This window comes from Pseudomonas sp. TH32 (genome assembly GCF_016650855.1).
Lineage (GTDB): Bacteria > Pseudomonadota > Gammaproteobacteria > Pseudomonadales > Pseudomonadaceae > Aquipseudomonas.
Window position 1 is genome coordinate 400,660 of sequence record NZ_JAEKFA010000002.1, and the last position, 17,998, is coordinate 418,657.

The 17,998-nt window shown below is 61.4% G+C and carries 17 protein-coding genes; 10 read left to right on the forward strand and 7 right to left on the reverse strand.

Annotation, left to right across the window (positions count from 1 at the left end):
• Positions 1 to 111: 111 nt before the first annotated feature.
• Positions 112 to 936 carry an aspartyl/asparaginyl beta-hydroxylase domain-containing protein gene (locus tag JFV30_RS05495; RefSeq protein ID WP_201122361.1) on the reverse strand — a complete coding sequence of 275 codons (825 nt, stop codon included), beginning with the start codon at positions 934 to 936 and terminating at the stop codon, positions 112 to 114.
• A gap of 385 nt (positions 937 to 1,321) precedes the next feature.
• On the opposite strand from JFV30_RS05495, the gene fabV reads away from it, so the two are divergent.
• Together fabV and JFV30_RS05505 are read left to right on the forward strand one after the other, a co-directional pair.
• Positions 1,322 to 2,515, forward strand: a complete 1,194-nt coding sequence (gene fabV / locus JFV30_RS05500; protein WP_010176257.1) for an enoyl-ACP reductase FabV — start codon at positions 1,322 to 1,324, stop codon at positions 2,513 to 2,515.
• 98 nt (positions 2,516 to 2,613) lie between these two features.
• Positions 2,614 to 3,237, forward strand: coding sequence for an HAD family hydrolase (locus JFV30_RS05505; RefSeq protein WP_201122363.1), 624 nt, complete (start codon positions 2,614 to 2,616; stop codon positions 3,235 to 3,237).
• On the opposite strand, the gene JFV30_RS05510 is transcribed toward JFV30_RS05505, so the two are convergent.
• Complete coding sequence (locus JFV30_RS05510) at positions 3,234 to 4,139, reverse strand: LysR family transcriptional regulator (protein WP_201122365.1); 906 nt, start codon at positions 4,137 to 4,139, stop codon at positions 3,234 to 3,236. The genes JFV30_RS05505 and JFV30_RS05510 overlap by 4 nt on opposite strands.
• A gap of 103 nt (positions 4,140 to 4,242) precedes the next feature.
• Between JFV30_RS05510 and JFV30_RS05515 the strand changes: the two genes are divergently transcribed.
• Positions 4,243 to 5,412, forward strand: a complete 1,170-nt coding sequence (locus tag JFV30_RS05515; RefSeq protein ID WP_201122366.1) for an aspartate aminotransferase family protein — start codon at positions 4,243 to 4,245, stop codon at positions 5,410 to 5,412.
• On the opposite strand, the gene punR is transcribed toward JFV30_RS05515, so the two are convergent.
• On the reverse strand, positions 5,413 to 6,345 hold the full coding sequence (gene punR, locus JFV30_RS05520) for a DNA-binding transcriptional activator PunR (RefSeq protein WP_010176252.1): 933 nt from the start codon (positions 6,343 to 6,345) through the stop codon (positions 5,413 to 5,415).
• Between the two features lie 122 nt (positions 6,346 to 6,467).
• On the opposite strand from punR, the gene punC reads away from it, so the two are divergent.
• On the forward strand, positions 6,468 to 7,661 hold the full coding sequence (gene punC / locus JFV30_RS05525; protein WP_201122368.1) for a purine nucleoside transporter PunC: 1,194 nt from the start codon (positions 6,468 to 6,470) through the stop codon (positions 7,659 to 7,661).
• Here the strand turns inward: punC and JFV30_RS05530 are convergent.
• Together JFV30_RS05530 and JFV30_RS05535 are read right to left on the reverse strand one after the other, a co-directional pair.
• Entirely contained in the window at positions 7,658 to 8,491 is an 834-nt protein-coding gene (locus JFV30_RS05530) for a nucleoside-binding protein (RefSeq protein WP_201122369.1), read from the reverse strand. The genes punC and JFV30_RS05530 overlap by 4 nt on opposite strands.
• Before the next feature lie 144 nt (positions 8,492 to 8,635).
• Entirely contained in the window at positions 8,636 to 9,586 is a 951-nt protein-coding gene (locus JFV30_RS05535; protein ID WP_201122371.1) for a LysR family transcriptional regulator, read from the reverse strand.
• A 172-nt stretch (positions 9,587 to 9,758) separates the two neighbouring features.
• Between JFV30_RS05535 and JFV30_RS05540 the strand changes: the two genes are divergently transcribed.
• Entirely contained in the window at positions 9,759 to 11,270 is a 1,512-nt protein-coding gene (locus tag JFV30_RS05540) for a nucleobase:cation symporter-2 family protein (protein WP_201122373.1), read from the forward strand.
• A 116-nt stretch (positions 11,271 to 11,386) separates the two neighbouring features.
• On the opposite strand, the gene JFV30_RS05545 is transcribed toward JFV30_RS05540, so the two are convergent.
• Together JFV30_RS05545 and JFV30_RS05550 are read right to left on the reverse strand one after the other, a co-directional pair.
• Positions 11,387 to 12,313 carry a proline iminopeptidase-family hydrolase gene (locus JFV30_RS05545; RefSeq protein WP_201122375.1) on the reverse strand — a complete coding sequence of 309 codons (927 nt, stop codon included), beginning with the start codon at positions 12,311 to 12,313 and terminating at the stop codon, positions 11,387 to 11,389.
• A 94-nt stretch (positions 12,314 to 12,407) separates the two neighbouring features.
• A complete protein-coding gene (locus tag JFV30_RS05550; protein ID WP_010176245.1) occupies positions 12,408 to 13,172 on the reverse strand; it encodes a LuxR family transcriptional regulator in 765 nt (254 codons plus the stop codon).
• A gap of 182 nt (positions 13,173 to 13,354) precedes the next feature.
• Between JFV30_RS05550 and JFV30_RS05555 the strand changes: the two genes are divergently transcribed.
• From JFV30_RS05555 to JFV30_RS05575, 5 genes are read left to right on the forward strand one after another with little or no spacing between them, the layout of a single operon-like run.
• Positions 13,355 to 14,242, forward strand: coding sequence for a proline iminopeptidase-family hydrolase (locus JFV30_RS05555; protein WP_201122379.1), 888 nt, complete (start codon positions 13,355 to 13,357; stop codon positions 14,240 to 14,242).
• A 3-nt stretch (positions 14,243 to 14,245) separates the two neighbouring features.
• Positions 14,246 to 15,193: an ABC transporter permease gene (locus tag JFV30_RS05560; RefSeq protein WP_010176243.1), complete on the forward strand. Its 948-nt coding sequence runs from the start codon at positions 14,246 to 14,248 to the stop codon at positions 15,191 to 15,193.
• Positions 15,190 to 16,047: an ABC transporter permease gene (locus tag JFV30_RS05565; RefSeq protein WP_201122381.1), complete on the forward strand. Its 858-nt coding sequence runs from the start codon at positions 15,190 to 15,192 to the stop codon at positions 16,045 to 16,047. The genes JFV30_RS05560 and JFV30_RS05565 overlap by 4 nt, the downstream gene beginning before the upstream one ends.
• Positions 16,044 to 17,000: an ABC transporter ATP-binding protein gene (locus JFV30_RS05570; protein WP_201122383.1), complete on the forward strand. Its 957-nt coding sequence runs from the start codon at positions 16,044 to 16,046 to the stop codon at positions 16,998 to 17,000. Before JFV30_RS05565 ends, JFV30_RS05570 begins: the two co-directional genes overlap by 4 nt.
• The gene (locus JFV30_RS05575) at positions 16,997 to 17,998 is read left to right on the forward strand and encodes an ABC transporter ATP-binding protein (protein ID WP_201122385.1); all 1,002 of its coding nucleotides are present in this window, start codon (positions 16,997 to 16,999) and stop codon (positions 17,996 to 17,998) included. Before JFV30_RS05570 ends, JFV30_RS05575 begins: the two co-directional genes overlap by 4 nt.

Consider the following 17,998-nt stretch of genomic DNA (forward strand, 5'->3'; position numbering starts at 1 on the left):
AGGCCAGTGGCTTGAGGATAGTGCGCGCCGTTTTCGGTCGCATTGGACTGGCATTTTCCCCGGCACTGGAGCCGAGCGCAAACACCGTCGCGCACCATCATGCCGCAGAAGTTACTGAATCAGCTTCCAGTTTTTGTAGAAAAACCGCCGCAAGGTAAAGACCGCTGCGGCAAAGCCGGCGATCAGGCCGTTCAGCACGGACGGCACCAGGGTTGGCCGCACGATATCGATGAACAGGCAGTAGCGCTTGGCGTCGTTCTTGTTGAAGGAGGCGTGCATCAGCGTGTCATCGAAGATAAACAGCGGGTCATCGTGCCAGTAGTGCTTGTGCTTGCCGACCTGAATGTAGACACCGTCGTGGTGCGGCGCCGGCGCCATGTTGTAGAGCACCCGGAACATCATGCGCAGCGGGCCGAAGTGAAACGAGGTGGAGCGGTTTTCATTGAATACCGACACGCCGATGGTTTTCACATAGGGCAGTTTTTCCCGCAGTTGCGGGATATCCAGGGTGGTTTCGATCGGGCGACCGTACCACTGGAAGAACAGCATGCCGCGCTTCTTCTCGGCCATGCGCTCATCCAGGTACTGGATGATTTCGTCCTTGTTGGCCATGGCGTCGTCGATCACCTTTTGCAGGTCTTCGCGCCAGGCCGCAGGCAAGTCGTTCATCTTGTACACGTGGCGATTGCGCTGGCTCAACAGGTCAAACAGCGTGTTGAAGGGGGCCAGCAGCCAGGTATTACGGCCATTGCCGATGAAATACTTCTTGATGGTCGGGCCGTCGTACAGGCCATTACGCAGGAAGTCATACAGCCCGCAGAACACTACCAGCAGCAGAAACACCAGGGTGGTTTTCGGGAAGCAATAGATGAACAGCAATACGCCAAGGACCCAGGCGGCGGACGCCAGGCGTTTGCGGATGACACTCTTACTCATGAAACTGGGCTCCATCGGACGGTTTTCGATTGCTTCAAAACCGTCCGCGATCGACTGGCAGGCCAGGCAAAGGAGTCAGTCAACCCGTAGGGCATCATGCCCGAGCTGAAACATATCGAAATAATATGGTCATGATAGGGTGTTATCGCGCTGAGGTGGCGTTTTAAATGCTGGAAATTTGTGAAGTCACTGCACAGTTTTTTACCGTTGTCCCTTTAAAACACCTCGGCTAATAGCCGGATCAGCAGTGTTGCGGATAGCATTTTGTGAACAGAAGATTTGCGACTATCGTGACGCTTCGGTTTTCCGGACGTCTATGAACCGTACGATTGACGCTGTAATGGCCACCATTGGCCTTCGGCACCTTGGAAGAGGCAGAAATTTTATGATCATCAAACCGCGGGTTCGTGGCTTTATCTGTGTGACCGCTCACCCGGTTGGCTGTGAAGCGAACGTCAAAGAGCAGATCGACTACGTGACCGAACACGGTGCCATTGAAGGCGGCCCGAAAAAGGTGCTGGTCCTCGGGGCTTCCACCGGCTACGGTCTGGCCGCGCGCATCAGCGCCGCCTTCGGCTGCGGCGCCGACACCCTGGGCGTGTTTTTTGAGAAAGAAGGCGAAGAAGGCAAGCTGAGCTCTGCCGGCTGGTACAACAGCGCCGCCTTCGAGAAGTTTGCACTGGAAAAAGGCCTGTACGCCAAGAGCATCAACGGCGATGCGTTCTCCGACGAGATCAAGCGCCTGACCATCGAAACCATCAAGAAAGACCTGGGCAAGATCGACCTGGTGGTCTACAGCCTGGCCGCGCCACGCCGTACCGACCCGCAAGGCGTGGTGCACAACTCCACCCTGAAGCCGATCGGCAAGGCCGTGACCCTGCGCGGTATCAACACCGACAAGGGCGTCGTGGTCGACACCACCCTTGAGCCGGCCACCCAGGAAGAAATCGACGGCACCGTGAAAGTCATGGGCGGCGAAGACTGGCAGCTGTGGATCGACGCCCTGCGTGACGCCGACGTATTGGCCGAAGGCGCCAAGACCACTGCGTTCACCTACCTTGGCGAGAAGCTGACCCAGGACATCTACTGGAACGGTTCCATCGGCGAGGCCAAGAAGGACCTGGACAAGAAAGTCCTGACCCTGCGCGAAAACCTCGCTGCACTGAAGGGCGACGCCCGTGTGTCGGTGCTCAAGGCCGTGGTGACCCAGGCCAGCTCGGCGATCCCGATCATGCCGCTGTACCTGTCGCTGCTGTTTAAAGTGATGAAAGAGCAGGGCACCCACGAAGGTTGCATCGAGCAGGTCTACGGCCTGTTCAAGGACAGCCTGTATGGCAAAGAGCCCAAGCTCGACGCCGACGGCCGCCTGCGCGCCGACCTCGCGGAACTTGAGCCGAAGGTTCAGGACGCCGTAGCCGCGCTGTGGAATCAGGTCTCTGACGACAACGTCAATGAGATCAGCGATTTTGCCGGCTACAAGGCGGAGTTCCTGCGCCTGTTCGGTTTCGAGATCGACGGCGTGGACTACGACGCGGACGTCAATCCAACCGTGAAGATCCAGGGCCTGATTCAGGCCTAAGCGGTTCGGGTAACGAAGAAGCGGCCTCCAGGGGCCGCTTTTTTATGCGCGTCATGCCAGACTGCGGCAGTTATCACGCCCACTAACGGAGGATCTTCATGACGATTCGTGCAGTCGTTTTTGATTTCGGCGGTGTTCTGTTCGACTGGAACCCGCACCATCTTTACCGCCAGTTGATTGCCGACGACCAGGAACGCCAGCGGTTCCTGGACACGGTCTGCACCCAGGCCTGGAACACCGAACAGGACGCCGGCCGCAGCCTGGTCGAGGCGACCCGTACGCTGATTGCCGAACACCCGCAGCACGAGCCCTTGATCCAGGCGTACTACGACCGCTGGCACGAGATGTTGCGTGGCTCATTGCCTGAGGGCGTGGCGATTCTGGAAGCGTTGCATGAAGCAAAAATGCCGCTGTTCGGCCTGACCAACTGGTCCGCCGAGACCTTTCCCTATGCCCGCGCCCACTATCCCTTCCTGCAGTATTTTCGCGACATCGTCGTGTCCGGCGAAATCAAGCTGATCAAGCCCGATCCCGCGATCTACCACGCCAGCCTGGCGCAGGTGCGCGCCCATCTGCCGGATATCAAACCGGCTGAGGTGGTGTTTATTGATGATGTGGCCGGTAATACCGAGGCAGCCATTGCCCTGGGTTGGCAGGGGATTCATCACGTGTCTGCGGGGCAGACACGCCAGGGCTTGATTGAGCTGGGGGTGAACCTCTAGCGCGCCCACTTCTCCATGACGAAATCCACAAACGCCCGGAGTTTGGGCAGGCGATAGCGGTCCTGGGCGTAGAGCAAATGCATGGGGCGGCTGGGCAGTTGGTAGGACGTCAGCAATGCCACCAGTTTCCCGGCCCGCAGGTCGGGCTCGACCAGTGCGTCAGGCAGCATCACGATGCCCATGCCTTCCAGCGCCGCCTGGCGCAAGGCCTGCGAACTGTTGATGGTCAACGAGCCGGAAACGGGAATTTCCACCTCGCCCTCGGCGCCGCGCATTCGCCACAACTTGTCGGCGTTGCGCCAATCGTCGGTCGCCGGGTAAGCGAACGCCAGGCAGTCATGCTGCTGTAGATCATCGGGACATTGAGGCGTGCCACGGCGCGCCAGGTACGCCGCAGAGGCGCAGAGGGTGATGGTGTAATCCTGCATCGGTCGGGCAATCAGGCTTGGCGCGTCCAGTTCGCCGAGGCGGATGGCCACGTCGAAGCCGCTGTCGACCATGTCCATCCGCTGATTGCTCAGCACCACGTAGAGCTTGATCTGTGGGTAACGCCGGGAAAATTCACTGAGCGCCGGGGCCAGGCGTTCGGTGCCAAAGGCCGGCGGTGCGGTGATCCGCAGCAGGCCCTTGGGCACGTCGCTGTTGGCTTGCTCGGCCATCTGCTCGGAGTCGGCCACCAGGCCCAGCACCTCCAGGCAACGCTGGTAATAAATCCCGCCAAACTCGGTCAGGCTTTGCTTGCGCGTGGTGCGCTTGAGCAGGCTGACCCCCAGGCGTTGCTCCAGCGCGCGCAGGTGATTGCCGACCATGGTGGTGGACATGCCGCACGCCTGCGCCGCCGCCGTCATGCTGCCAGCTTCCACCACTTTCACGTACACCGTCATCGCCTGGAACAGATCCATTGTAAAGCCCTGATTTAAAGTGATCACAGTGTTGTGCAGTTTATCCAGCTCGGGTGGCTAACGATACTGGTGCCATCACCACGATGCACTGGAGCCTGACGCCATGACCGCCGCCTGCCTGATGAGCACTTATCAACCGTCGCCCCTGAGCTTTACCCGTGGCCTTGGCACGCGCCTGTGGGACCAGCAGGGCCGCGAATACCTGGATGCCGTGGCGGGTGTGGCGGTGACCAACGTCGGCCATTCCCACCCACGGTTGGTGACGGCCATCAGTGAGCAGGCGGGTTTGCTGCTGCACACCTCCAACCTCTACAGCATCGACTGGCAACAGCGTCTGGCCCTGCGGCTCACCCGGCTTTCCGGGCTGGACCAGGCCTTCTTTAATAACTCCGGTGCCGAAGCCAACGAGACGGCGTTGAAGCTGGCCCGGCTGCATGGCTGGAAAAAGGGCATCGAACAGCCGCTAGTGGTGGTGATGGAGAACGCCTTTCACGGGCGCACCCTGGGCACCCTGTCCGCCAGCGACGGGCCTTCGGTGCGGCTGGGGTTTCAAAAGCTGCCGGGGGACTTTATCAAGGTCGGCTTCGGCGACTTGAAGGCGCTGGAGGCAGTGACTGAGGCATTCGGCCCGCGGATTGTCGCGGTGCTGCTGGAGCCGATCCAGGGTGAAAGCGGCGTGCAAGTCGCGCCGCCGGGCTATCTGAAAACCTTGCGCGAGCACTGCACCCGGCAAGGCTGGTTGTTGATGCTTGATGAGATCCAGACCGGAATCGGCCGCACCGGTCGCTGGTTTGCCTTCCAGCATGAAGGCATCGTGCCCGACGTGATGACACTGGCCAAAGGCCTGGGCAACGGCGTGCCGATTGGCGCGTGCCTGGCCCGGGCCGCCGTGGCGCAACTGTTTACCCCCGGCAGCCACGGCAGCACCTTCGGCGGCAACCCGCTGGCCTGTCGGGTGGGTTGTACGGTGTTGGAGATCATCGAAGAGCAAGGCCTGCTCGACAATGCGGCGCAACAGGGCGAGCGGTTGCTGGCGCGCCTGCGGGTGGAATTGAGCGAACATCCCCAGGTGCTGGCGATTCGCGGGCAGGGGCTGATGATCGGTATCGAACTGGCGACACCTCAGCGCGACCTGGCGCAACGCGCGGCGCACGAGCATGGCCTGCTGATCAACGTGACACGGGGCAAGATCATTCGCCTGCTGCCGCCGTTGACCATTGACGGCAAGGAAGTGGAAATGATCGTGCGGGCGCTTTCCCGGTTATTGGATTGATCAAACGGGGTAGCCGGAGCCCACCTGCACCCCGTTCAACCACTCCTGATTCAGGGTTTCGGTGTCCCCCAGATAGTCGAGCAACCAGGCCATGGCCGGCGACAGTTTGTTCTGCGCCCACGCCACGCACGACGGGCTGGCTGGGAAGGGCCGGGACAGTTGCAGGGCGCTCAGCTCGCCGCGCTCGATCCACGGTTGCACCAGGTGCGCCGGCGCCATGCCGACGCACAGGCCGTCCCGCAGGCAATCAATCGCCGACGCCCAGTGCGGCACCACCAGGCGGCGCTGGTTGTCCAGGGTCCAGGTGTCGCGCTTGGGCAGGTTGCGTGAAGTATCGGTCATGCACAGGGAGGCGAAGGGCCGCAATTGGTCATCGCTGAGCAAGCCTTCTGCCGCCGCCAACGGATGCCGGCTGCTGACCACGCACAGCCAGTTCAACAGGCCCATGTCGCGAAAGGTGAACTGGCTGGCCACCGGCACCGCGCTGGTGGCGCCGATCACGATGTCGGTGCGGTCATCGGCCAGGGCATCCCACACGCCGTTGTACACCTCGTAGTCCAGCAGCAATTCCACCTCCGGGAACTGGCGATAGAAATCCAGCACCAGTTGCCGGCAGCGCTGCTGTTTGACGATGGAATCCACCGCGACTTTCAGCTGGCCGCTCCAGCCATTGGCCACTTGCTGGCACAGCCTTCGGGTGCCAAGCATTTTTTTCATCACGCCGCGGGCTTCGTCGACGAACAATTTACCGGCGGGCGTCAGCTCCACGTCCCGATGACGTCGGACAAACAGCGGCACCGCCAGCCATTCTTCGATTTGCCGCACCGTGTAGCTGATGGCCGACGGCACCCGGTGCAGTTCCTGGGCGGCGGCGCTGAAGCTGCCGTGGCGGGCCACCGCATCCACGACATCCAGGGAATATTCAGACCACATGCAGGCTGCCTTCAAAAATATTGATAAGAGAGTCCAATTATTATCGCTTCACAGGGAAGCATCCAGCTTCATAATAGGCGCCAGTCAGCAAATAGTTTGATGGCAGGTTATACAAGGCTTCAATGAAAAACTCTTTTGGATTCACCTGGTACCTGGCGGGGTTGAGCATGCTCGGCTATCTGGCCATGGATATGTACTTGCCGGCGTTTGGCGCCATGGGCGAGCAACTGCAGATTTCCCCCGGCGCGGTGGGCGCGAGCCTGAGCATCTTCCTCGCGGGCTTTGCCGTCGGGCAGTTGTTGTGGGGGCCGCTGTCCGACCGGCTGGGACGCAAACCGGTGTTGCTCAGCGGCCTTTCCCTGTTTGTGCTCGGTTGCCTGGGCATGTTCTGGGTCGAGACTGCACCGCAGTTGTTGGCCCTGCGCTTTGTGCAGGCGATTGGCGTGTGTTCCGCCGCCGTCAGTTGGCAAGCGCTGGTGATTGATCGCTACCCGGCGGACAAGGCCCATCGGGTATTCGCCGGCATCATGCCGCTGATGTCTCTGTCACCGGCCCTGGCGCCGCTGCTGGGGGCGTTGATGCTGAATCACTGGGGCTGGCAGGCGATCTTCGGCGTGCTGTTGGTGGTATCGCTGCTACTGCTGTTACCGACACTGTTTCTCAAACCATTGCCGAAACGCCTGACAACCGATGGCGAACCTTCCCGGCTGGGTTATGGGCAGTTGCTCAAGTCGCGGGTATTCACCGGCAACGTGATGATCTTCGCCGCGTGCTCCGCCAGTTTCTTCGCCTGGCTCACCGCCTCGCCGTTCATCCTCGGCGGCATGGGCTACAGCCCCAATGACATCGGCTTGAGCTACGTATTGCCCACGCTGTCGTTTTTGATCGGTGGCTACAGTTGCCGCAGTGCGTTGCAGCGCTTCCAGGGCAAGACCTTGTTGCCGTGGTTGCTGCTGGCGTACTGCATCAGCATGGGCGCGCTGTACCTGGTGGCCACCTTGACTGTGCCGACGCTCAGCACCTTGCTGATTCCGTTCTGCCTGATGGCGCTGGTCAACGGCGCCAGCTACCCGATCGTGGTGGCGAATGCGCTGATGCCATTTGCAGAAAATTCCGGCAAGGCGGCCGCCTTGCAGAACACGTTGCAGTTGGGCCTGTGTTTCCTCGCGAGCCTGATCGTGTCGTCGATGATTGATCAACCGCTGTTGATCACCGCGATTGTGATGCTGGCCACCGCGCCATTGGCCGTGTTGGGTTACTGGCTGGCGCGGCCGAAGGTTGATGATGCCGATGCCGACCTGGTGAGTGCGCCTTAAAACGTCACTTCCAGGTTCACCGTCGGCGTGGAGGTGCGACTGCCCCGGCCGCCGTCCACGCCGAACTTGTTATGCCAATACTCATACCCGACGCCCAGGTACAGGTTGGGCTTGACGCTTTTACCCGGGCGCACCGCCACCATCAGCGCGGTGCGCATCAGGGTTTCCGGCGCGGTGTCGCGGCCATGGAAGTCTTCGCCCTTTTCCCCGACGTGATTGATAAACCCCTGAAACTTCGCCCCATGGTTGCCGATCTCGAAAGGTCGCATCCAGGTCAGGTTGAGCATGTAGGTATCGTCGAAGGTGTGGTCGGGTTCTTTCGCGCCGGGGATACCGGAATGGTTCCTTTCCTTGTAGTACATCAAGCTCAGGTCCAGCACGCCGACGGTGTTGAACTTCAAGGTCGGGCCAATCACCAGCGCGCGCTTTTTCGCCGACGCCAGGTTGTTGTTGCGGTTGGCATCAAAGCCGAAGGTCAGCGCGTAATCCTTGATCACCCCGGTGCCCAGCGGCACATCAAACACCCGTGAGGCGTACAACTGGTGCCGGTACACGGCATACACTTCGCTGCCGCCGTGGTCGGTGCCCTTGCGCGGGTCGCGGCTGTCGGACAGGAACACGTCGAGGTTCAGGTAATTGCTGCCGTACCGGTAACCGCTGGCGTGGGTGAAGCTGTAAATGCGCTTGCTGAATTCATCCGGATTGTTCGGATTGGTGAAGTGCTGGCCGTAGCGAAATCCCAGGCTGTTGTTCATCCATTCAAGCGCGACAGCCTCCCCGCCGCCGAACAGTGTGAGCAATACGGTTGCGCCGTGCAGTGCCTTTTTCATTGTTTTAATTCCTTTGGCGTTTTGGCTCATGGCAACCGTGCAAGGGTCGCCGGGCGCAGTATCCGCACATCCGTTGTGGGTTCCAAAGAACAGAATCTCGCCTGGGCCGATGCCGAAACGGCAGCACTGAAGCTGGCCTGAGAGTCAGGAAATACGCGGCATCCAGGGCGTTTCCTGATGTTCGCGCAGGCTGATTTCTTCACTGAGCAGATGGGCCATGGCTTGCACCGCGATCGGCAAGTCCCGGTCTTTGCGGGCGTACAAGCCCAGGTCGCTGAAGATCCCGCCCTGGTCGCTCAGCGGGATGTGCAGGAGTTCGCCCCGGGCCAAATCAACTTCCACGCCGATGCGCGTCTGGAACGCGATGCCCAATTGCTGGCGGGCCAACTGCCGGGCCAGTTCCATGGAGTTACTGTGCAGCAGCGGCTTGTTCGTTGCCGCCGAACGCTTGTGCAGCGGTGCGATCAGGTGATGAACCGACAGCTCGCTCTTGGCCTGGATCACCCCGTGCTCGCAGCAGACGGCGTAACTCACGCTGACCTCGCCAGCCAGTGGATGCCCAGGGGCCATCAACGCACCAAGACGGAAATGGCCGACACACACCTGAATGGTTTCGCTGCTGCGCGGTAATGCAAACGCCAGCCCCAGATCAGCCTGGCCATTGACCACCGCGCCGGGAATCGACTGTGAACCTTGCACCGTGACGCCAATGGTCACTTTCGGATAGCGCTCCCGCATGCGCTTGAGGGCGGCGGGCAGCAGTTCCACGGTGGCGCCTTCCACCGTGGCGATTTCCACGTGGCCGGTCTGTACCTCGTTCAAACCCTCCAGCTCGCCCCGCACGCGTTCCACATCCTGCAGCACAAAACTCACGTGGCGCGTGAGGATCTCGCCGGCTGCGGTCAGGCGCAGCCCGCCGGGCAGCCGTTCGAACAGCGCTGCGCCTACTTCGTCTTCCAGCTTGAGGATCTGCCGGTTCACCGCTGACGACGCCACGTTCAGGCGCCGCGCGGCTTCGCGGATCGAGTGGCAGCGGCGAACCATGTCGAAGTAGTAAATCGCCGGGGCGTGAATGCGCAGCTTGCGGTTGAGCATTTTTTTCGAGTCCTTGTGCGCAGCGCTTCGAGCCACGGGGCAGGGCGGCTGAATGGATTTTTGTAACGCCGTTGGTGATGGTTTTGTGAAAATGATTGTATACAACTCTATGGACATCCAATCTTTCTATTGCATACAGTGAGTGCACAACAAAAACAGAGAACCCCTCACCATGACTATCCCGAAGGCGTCACCGCAGCGGCCAGAAGACGAGAATCTCGGCGTCGCGGCCAACATGGCTTACGGCCTGCAGCATGTACTCACCATGTACGGCGGCATCGTGGCCGTACCGTTGATCGTCGGCCAGGCGGCCGGGTTGTCGCCGGCCGATATCGGCCTGCTGATCGCCGCTTCGCTGTTTGCCGGTGGCCTGGCCACACTGCTGCAAACACTCGGGTTGCCGTTCTTCGGCTGCCAGTTGCCGCTGGTGCAAGGGGTGTCCTTTGCCGGGGTGGCGACCATGGTGGCGATTGTCGGCAGCGACGGCGCGGGCGGCATCCCGGCGATTCTCGGGGCGGTGATGGCCGCGTCGTTGATCGGGTTGTTGATCACCCCGGTGTTCTCGCGAATAACCAAATTCTTCCCGCCGCTGGTGACCGGCATCGTGATCACCACCATCGGCCTGACCCTGATGCCCGTCGCCGCCCGCTGGGCCATGGGCGGCAACAGCCGCGCCGCCGATTTCGGCAGCATGCCCAACATCGGCCTGGCGGCGCTGACCCTGGTGCTGGTGTTGTTGCTGAGCAAAATCGGCAGCGCGACCATCTCCCGGCTGTCGATTCTGCTGGCGATGGTGATCGGCACGGTCATCGCGGTGTTCCTCGGCATGGCGGACTTCTCCAGCGTGACCCAGGGCCCGATGTTCGGCTTTCCCACACCCTTCCATTTCGGCATGCCAACCTTCCACCTCGCGGCGATCATTTCCATGTGCATCGTGGTGATGGTGACACTGGTGGAAACCTCGGCGGACATTCTCGCAGTGGGCGAAATCATCGACACCAAGGTCGACTCCAAACGCCTGGGTAATGGCCTGCGTGCCGATATGCTGTCGAGCATGTTTGCGCCGATCTTCGGTTCATTCACCCAAAGTGCGTTCGCCCAGAACGTCGGGCTGGTGGCGGTGACCGGGGTCAAGAGTCGCTACGTGGTCGCCACCGGCGGGCTATTCCTGGTGATCCTCGGGCTGCTGCCGTTCATGGGGCGGGTGATTGCGGCGGTGCCGACTTCGGTGCTGGGCGGGGCCGGGATTGTGCTGTTCGGCACCGTGGCCGCCAGTGGGATTCGCACCCTGTCCAAGGTCGATTACCGCAACAACATGAACCTGATCATCGTCGCCACTTCCATCGGTTTTGGCATGATCCCGATTGCGGCACCGAGCTTCTATGATCACTTCCCCAGCTGGTTCGCGACCATTTTCCATTCGGGCATCAGCTCGTCGGCGATCATGGCGATCCTGTTGAACCTGGCGTTCAACCACTTCACTGCCGGCAATTCGGACCAGCAGTCGGTGTTTGTCGCCGGGACTGAGCGCAGCCTGTGCTTCCAGGATGTGGCGGCGTTGCGGGACGGGGATTACTTCAGCGGCGGCAAGCTGTTTGATGCCGAGGGCAAGGAGATTCCGTTGCTGGAGGAAGTGCCGAAGAAAGCGGCGGTGCACGGCAGGGCGCAGACGAGCGAGGTGTAACAGCCAATCATTGTGGCGAGGGAGCTTGCTCCCGTTGGGCTGCGAAGCGGCCCCAGCTTTTGCGACTGCTTCGCAGTCGAGCGGGAGCAAGCTCCCTCGCCACATACACGGTGTTATCAGCTGACTTTTCTGTGGGGCACCGCGCACGCCTCATCCAAAAACTGCACCACCGTCCCCATGCACGCCTGCCGCTCTTCAACATGCGGCATGTGGCTGGAGTCTTCAAACAACGCCCAGCGCACATCGGCGATCTCATCCAGGAACGGCTTGACCACCAACGGCGTGGCCTCGTCATGGCGACCGGAAATCACCAGGGTCGGCACATTGACCTTCGACAGCCGGCCAATCACGTTCCAGTCTTTCAAACTGCCAATCACATGGAATTCCGTCGGGCCGCTCATGGCGTGATACACCGTCGGGTCGGCGTCCACCTGGGCGAACGTGCGGGCGACTTCTTCCGGCCATGGATTGACCCGGCACACATGCTGGTCATAGAAAATCCGCGAAGCCGCGAGGTATTCAGGGTCGTGGTAGGTACCGGCCTGTTCGTGCTTGAGCAGGGTCTCGTGTACGCCTTCAGGCAATAATTTGCGCAGGCGGTTGGCTTCGCTGACCCAGGTACGCATGCAGGTCGGCGAGTTGGCCGGGATGAACGCACGCAGGCCCTTGGGTTGCAGGATGGCGTGTTCGCTGCCGAGCATGCCACCCCAGGATTGCCCCAGGATCGCGTAGTTGTTGCTGATTTGCAGGTGGTCCAGCAGGTTGTCCAGTTCTTCCAGGAACAAACTCACGGTCCAGAACGAAGGGTCTTTGTCAGGCAGGTGGGTGGAGCGGCCGTTGCCCAGTTGGTCGTAGTGAATGACCGCGTGGCCGCTGGCAGCCACGTCCTTGTAGGCGTCGACATAATCATGGGTACAACCCGGGCCACCATGCAGGATGACCAGCGGCGTGAGGCCGCTGTCCAGGTCGCCGGTGATTCGATACCAGGTTTGGTAGTCGCGAAAGGCCGCATAGCCTTCGAGGATTGTTTCGATGAATTCCATTTCGTGCCCTGCCCTGAGAAAAAGTGATCAGGTACACGATAGTCGGCACAGAAAGTTTAAGTAACTAGCAAAACAGCTAGGTTTTTCCTTCGGATCAATCTTCCAGCAACCGGTAGTGGGTGGCCCGTACCACCGCTTGCACCCGGTTCTTGGCCCCGAGCTTGTGCATGGCCGAAGCCAGGTGCAGGGTGACGACGGCCAGCGAACGGCTCAGTTGCGTGGCGATTTCGGCGGCGGTCAGGCCGTCGGCGGCCCATTTCAGGCATTCGCGTTCACGCTTGGTCAGGCGGATATGCGGGTATGAACGCAGCTCCTTGCTGAATAGCGGGTAGGCCGCTTCCTGCAAGGCATGGGTAATCAGGCTGAATTCCGACAGGGTCTGGCGGGCATCCTGCAACACGGTACTGGCCTTGCCGGTGCGCAGGCCGGTCAGTGAGGCGAAGCCGCCACGGGGCAGGTGGATCGGCACGCTGACGCCGCAGGTCATCTGCCGGTCGTGCAGGTAGCTGGATACGGGGGCGTGGCACGGGTCGATGATCTTTTGCAGTGCAGTGTCGGCCTTGGCTTCGTAGGACCAGACAAACGGTGAAACCGTCGACAGTGCCAGATGCTGCACCGGATCGATCTGATAAAAGCCGGCGCTGCACCACAAGCTGTACCAGTCGGGCGGCGTATTGCGCAGTTGCAGCACAGAAGGGGTGATCAGTGCACCATTATGGTCAATGGGCACGGGGGTGTAGTCGTAGACCAGCGCATCAAAACCCAGGTTCTGGGCCAATACGAGGGTGTTGTCCATCTGTTCATCCAGGCTCCTGCCGGGGATGAGACGGTCATTAAATGCGGTTAGCCTGGCCAGCATCCGTTCTGCTCCCGAATTCGTTTGAATCTCGTCTTGCTGCAAGTAGAATGCCACGCCCCGGCGAAGGACTGCCAGACCAAACCTATAAGAATTACCAGGTTATGGACGCGCGGCATCCTCGGTAGTGTTGGCCTTTAAACGGCCACTATTCCCAGGGCCGACACACAACAAGGAATGTATGCATGTGGCGTGAAATTGCCCCCGACCAGCAGTACAACGTGCAAGTCGACGGCCACAACCTCGTGGCCTATGGCTTTGGCGAAGGCGATGAGGTGTTGCTGTGTCTCAATGGCGGCCCGGGGCTGCCTTGCGACTACTTGCGCGACGCTCATGGCTGGCTCAAGGACAACGGCCTGCGAGTGATTGCATTCGACCAGCTTGGCACAGGCGCTTCAGCCAGACCGACCGATGTTTCGCTGTGGGAAATCGGCCGTTATGTCGAAGAAGTTGAAACCGTGCGCCAGGCCCTCGGCCTGGGCCGCGTTCACTTGCTGGGGCATTCCTGGGGCGGATGGCTGGGCATCGAGTACGCCATTCACTACCCCGACGCGCTGAAAAGCCTGATCCTGGAAAACACCGTCGGCGACATTCCGCACCTGTCTCTGGAACTGGAACGCTTGCGCGGAGCCCTGGGCAGCGAAACCGTGGCCATGATGCAACGCCATGAAGCCATGGGCACCCTTGACCACCCGCAGTACCAGGCTGCCATCACCTTGCTCAACTACCGCCACGTCTGCCGGCTGGACGAGTGGCCGGCGCCGGTCCAGCGCTCCCTTGGCGACTGGAACATGGGCCCCTACGAAACCATGCAGGGCCCCAACGAATTCCTCTACATCGGCAACCTCAAGGACTGGAACCGCATCCCCGAGATGGCCGAATTCAAGATGCCGATACTGATCACCACCGGCCAGCACGACGAGCTGACCCCGGCCTGCGCCATGCGCATGAAAAGCGCGGCCAGGCACGCCGAGCTGCACGTGTTCCCCAACAGCAGCCATATGCCGTTTTACGAAGAGCCCCAGGCTTACTTCCCGGTGCTGCTGGACTTTCTTGCTCGTCACCGAGGCTGACGGATGAACCTGGCGCGTTACCGTTTTGTGCTGTCCCGGCCGCTGCAATTGCTGCCGGTGCTGTTTGGCATCAGCCTGATCACCTTTGTGCTGGTGCGCTCGATTCCCGGCGACCCGGCGCGGGCCCTGCTGGGGTCACGCAGCACGCCGGACGCCTTGCTGAAGATTCGCGCCCAGTACGGCCTCGACCAGCCCTTGTGGCTGCAATATTTCTACTTCCTGAAAAACCTGCTCAAGGGCGACCTTGGCCAGTCGCTGCTGTACAAGGTCGACGCGCTGAAACTGATCGTCACCCGCATCGAGCCGACCCTGTTCCTGGTGCTCGGCAGTGTGCTGCTGGCGCTGTTGATCGCCGTGCCGCTGGCCACCGTGGCCGCACGGAATAAAGGCGGTTGGGCGGATAACCTGATCCGGCTGTTCACCACGGTCGGCCTGGGCATGCCGGCGTTCTGGCTGGGCTTGATGCTGATCCTGTTGCTCAGCGTGCAATGGGGATTGTTCCCGGTCTCCGGTTATGGGCGTACCTGGCTGGACAAGGCGCACCACATGGTGCTGCCGTGCCTGACCATCGCCCTGGCGTTGTCGGCGGTGCTGGTGCGCAACCTGCGGGCGAGCATGTTGATGGAGCTGCAGGCCGACCACGTCACCGCCGCCCGGGCGCGAGGGTTGTCGGAGGCGGCGGTGTTTCGTCGCCATGTACTGCCCAATTCCCTGGTGCCGGCGGTCAACCTGCTGGCCGTGAACATCGGCTGGTTGATCAGCGGCACGGTGGTGATCGAAAGCCTGTTCGCGATTCCCGGCATTGGCCAGTTGCTGGTGCGCGGGATCTTCACCCGCGACTACATGGTGGTGCAGGGCGTAGCGATGGTGCTGGCCTGCGCGACCGTGCTGGTCAACTTTGTCGCCGACGTGGTGACGGTCGCGCTCGACCCTCGAGTGAAAATGCAATGAGCAGCCGCCCGTTGATTGCCCCGTGGCGCTTGCGCCTGCGCTTTGGTTTTCGCAATGGCCGCCTGACTGCGGCCTGGGGCCTGTTGATTCTGTTGGCGTGGCTGGCGCTGGCCGTTTTCGCACCGTGGATCGCACCCTTCGATCCGATTGCGCAAAACACCGACATCAGTTTGCTGGGCCCCAGCCTGGCCCATCCCTTTGGTACAGATAACTACGGTCGAGACATTCTTTCGAGGGTGATCTGGGGCGCGCGAATCGACCTGCAACTGGCGGTGGTCGGGGTGATCTTTCCATTCCTGATCGGCACCTTTGTCGGCGCGGTGTCCGGTTATATCGGCGGGCGGTTCGACAGTTTCTGCATGCGGGTGATCGACGTGATCCTCGCGTTTCCCTTCCTGGTGCTGATGCTGGCGATCATGGCGATCCTCGGTCCGGGGTTGAAGAGCTTTTATATCGCCATGGCGCTGGTGGGCTGGGTGTCTTACGCGCGGCTGATTCGCTCACAGATCCTGGTGCTCAAGGAAAGCGACTTCGCCCTGGCCGCCAAGAGCCTGGGTTTTGGTCATGGGCGCATTCTGTTCCGGCATTTGTTGCCTAACGCGATGTTCGGCTCGATTGTGTTCTCGATGTCTGACGCGGTGCTGGTGCTGCTCAACGGTGCGGCGGTCAGCTACCTCGGTTTGGGCGTGCAACCACCGACGGCCGAGTGGGGCACCATGGTTGCCGAAGGCCAGGCGTTTATCACCACCGCCTGGTGGATTTGCACTTTCCCGGGCCTGGCCATCGTGACATTGGCCATGGGCTTCAGCCTGCTGGCCGATGGTGTGGCGCAAGTGTTGGGGGACCGCTCATGAGTCTTCTACAAGTGCGCGACCTGAGCGTAATCGCCAATAACACCGGGCGCGACGTGACGTTGGTGGACCGGGTGTCCTTCGACCTGCGCGAAGGTGAAATCCTCGGCCTGGTGGGCGAAAGCGGTTCGGGCAAGACCATGGCCTGTCGCGGGTTGATGCGTTTGCTGCCGTCCCCCAGCCTGCGGGTGCAGGGCGGCTCGGTGCGCCTCGCCGGCCAGGATTTGCTCGCACTGAATGATGCCGGCATGCGCGCAGTACGCGGCGGAAAACTGGGAATGATTTTCCAGAACCCCAGCAGTCACCTCGACCCGCTGATGCGCATCGGCGAGCAGATCGCCGAAGGTATCCGCCTGCATCAGGGTGCTTCGAAAAAGGACGCACGCTTGCAAGCCATCGAGGTGCTGCGCCAGGTCGGGATTCCCGATCCTCAAGCACGTATCGACAATTACCCTCACGAGTTTTCCGGCGGCATGCGCCAGCGGGCAATGATCGCCGTGGCCCTGGGCTGCAATCCCAGCGTGCTGATCGCCGACGAGCCGACCACCGCCCTCGACGTCACCGTGCAGGCGCAGATCCTTCGCCTGCTGCTGGACCTGCGGGACCAGCGCGGCTTGTCGATCATCATGATCACCCACGACCTGGGCGTGGTGGCGCAAACCTGTGATTCCATCGCCGTGATGTACGCCGGTCGCCTGTGTGAGCACGGCAGCAAATACGAGCTGTTGGCGCACCCGCAACACCCTTACACCGCCGGCCTGATCGAGTGCCAGCCCGCCACCAGCAGCGGCCATGCCTTGTTGCGCACTATCGCCGGGCAGCCTCCGTTGCTTGATGCATTGCCCAAGGGCTGCCGGTTCAACCCGCGTTGCCCGCAGGTCGGCAGCTTGTGCACCGAGCTGCTGCCGGAAGGCGCACGAGTTGCCTGCCACTATCCCCTGGGAGTTCGCCCATGACGCTGTTGCAGGTGAATGACCTTGAGGTGCGGTTTGCCGCCGCTGGCAGCGGCCTGCTGGGCCTGAATAAACAGTGGGTGAGGGCAGTCAATGGTGTTTCGCTGACCCTGGCCGCCGGCGAAACCCTCGGTTTGGTGGGCGAGTCCGGCAGCGGCAAAAGCACGTTGGGCCGGGCGATCCTGCGCCTCAACCCCATCAGCGCCGGGCAGGTGGTGTTTGACGGTATCGACATGGCTCACGCCGGGCCGGTCGACATCGCGCGTCTGCGGCACGAGACGGCGATGATCTTCCAGGATCCCTACGCGGCCCTGAACCCGCGCCTGACGGTCGGCGAGACCATCGCTGAAGTCCTGCGTGTGCAGCGCAAGGTGCCGCCAGACAATATCCCGCGCCGGGTCAATGAATTACTCGACCTGGTAGGCCTGCGCCCCGAACTTGCCAGCCGCAAGCCCGGCTCCCTGAGTGGTGGGCAATGCCAGCGCGTCGGCATTGCGCGGGCGCTGGCGGTGGAGCCGCGGCTGATCATCGCCGACGAATGCGTGGCCGCCCTGGATGTGTCGATCCAGGGTCAGATCATCAACCTGCTGCTGGAACTGCAACAGCGCATGAACCTGGCGATTCTGTTTATCGCCCACGACCTGGCCATCGTCCGCCGCCTGTGCGACCGGGTGGCGGTGATGTACCTGGGGAAAATCGTCGAGGAAGGCCCGGTGGAAGCGGTGTTCACCACGCCGCGTCATCCGTACACGGCGGCCCTGATCCAGGCGATTCCGGAGATTGATCCGTACCGCCCGCTGCCCAGCGAACCGTTGCCAGGCGAGCCACCGAGCCCGCTGAAACTGCCCGATGGCTGCGCCTTTCACCCGCGTTGCCGGCATGCACGCGCCGTGTGTGCCGAGGTATTGCCGCCGACTCACTTTGTGCAAACGCATCGGTACAGTTGCGTGCTTGAAGAGCCTTTGACCCTATCTGCCACTCGTGAACAACCGCCGTTATAG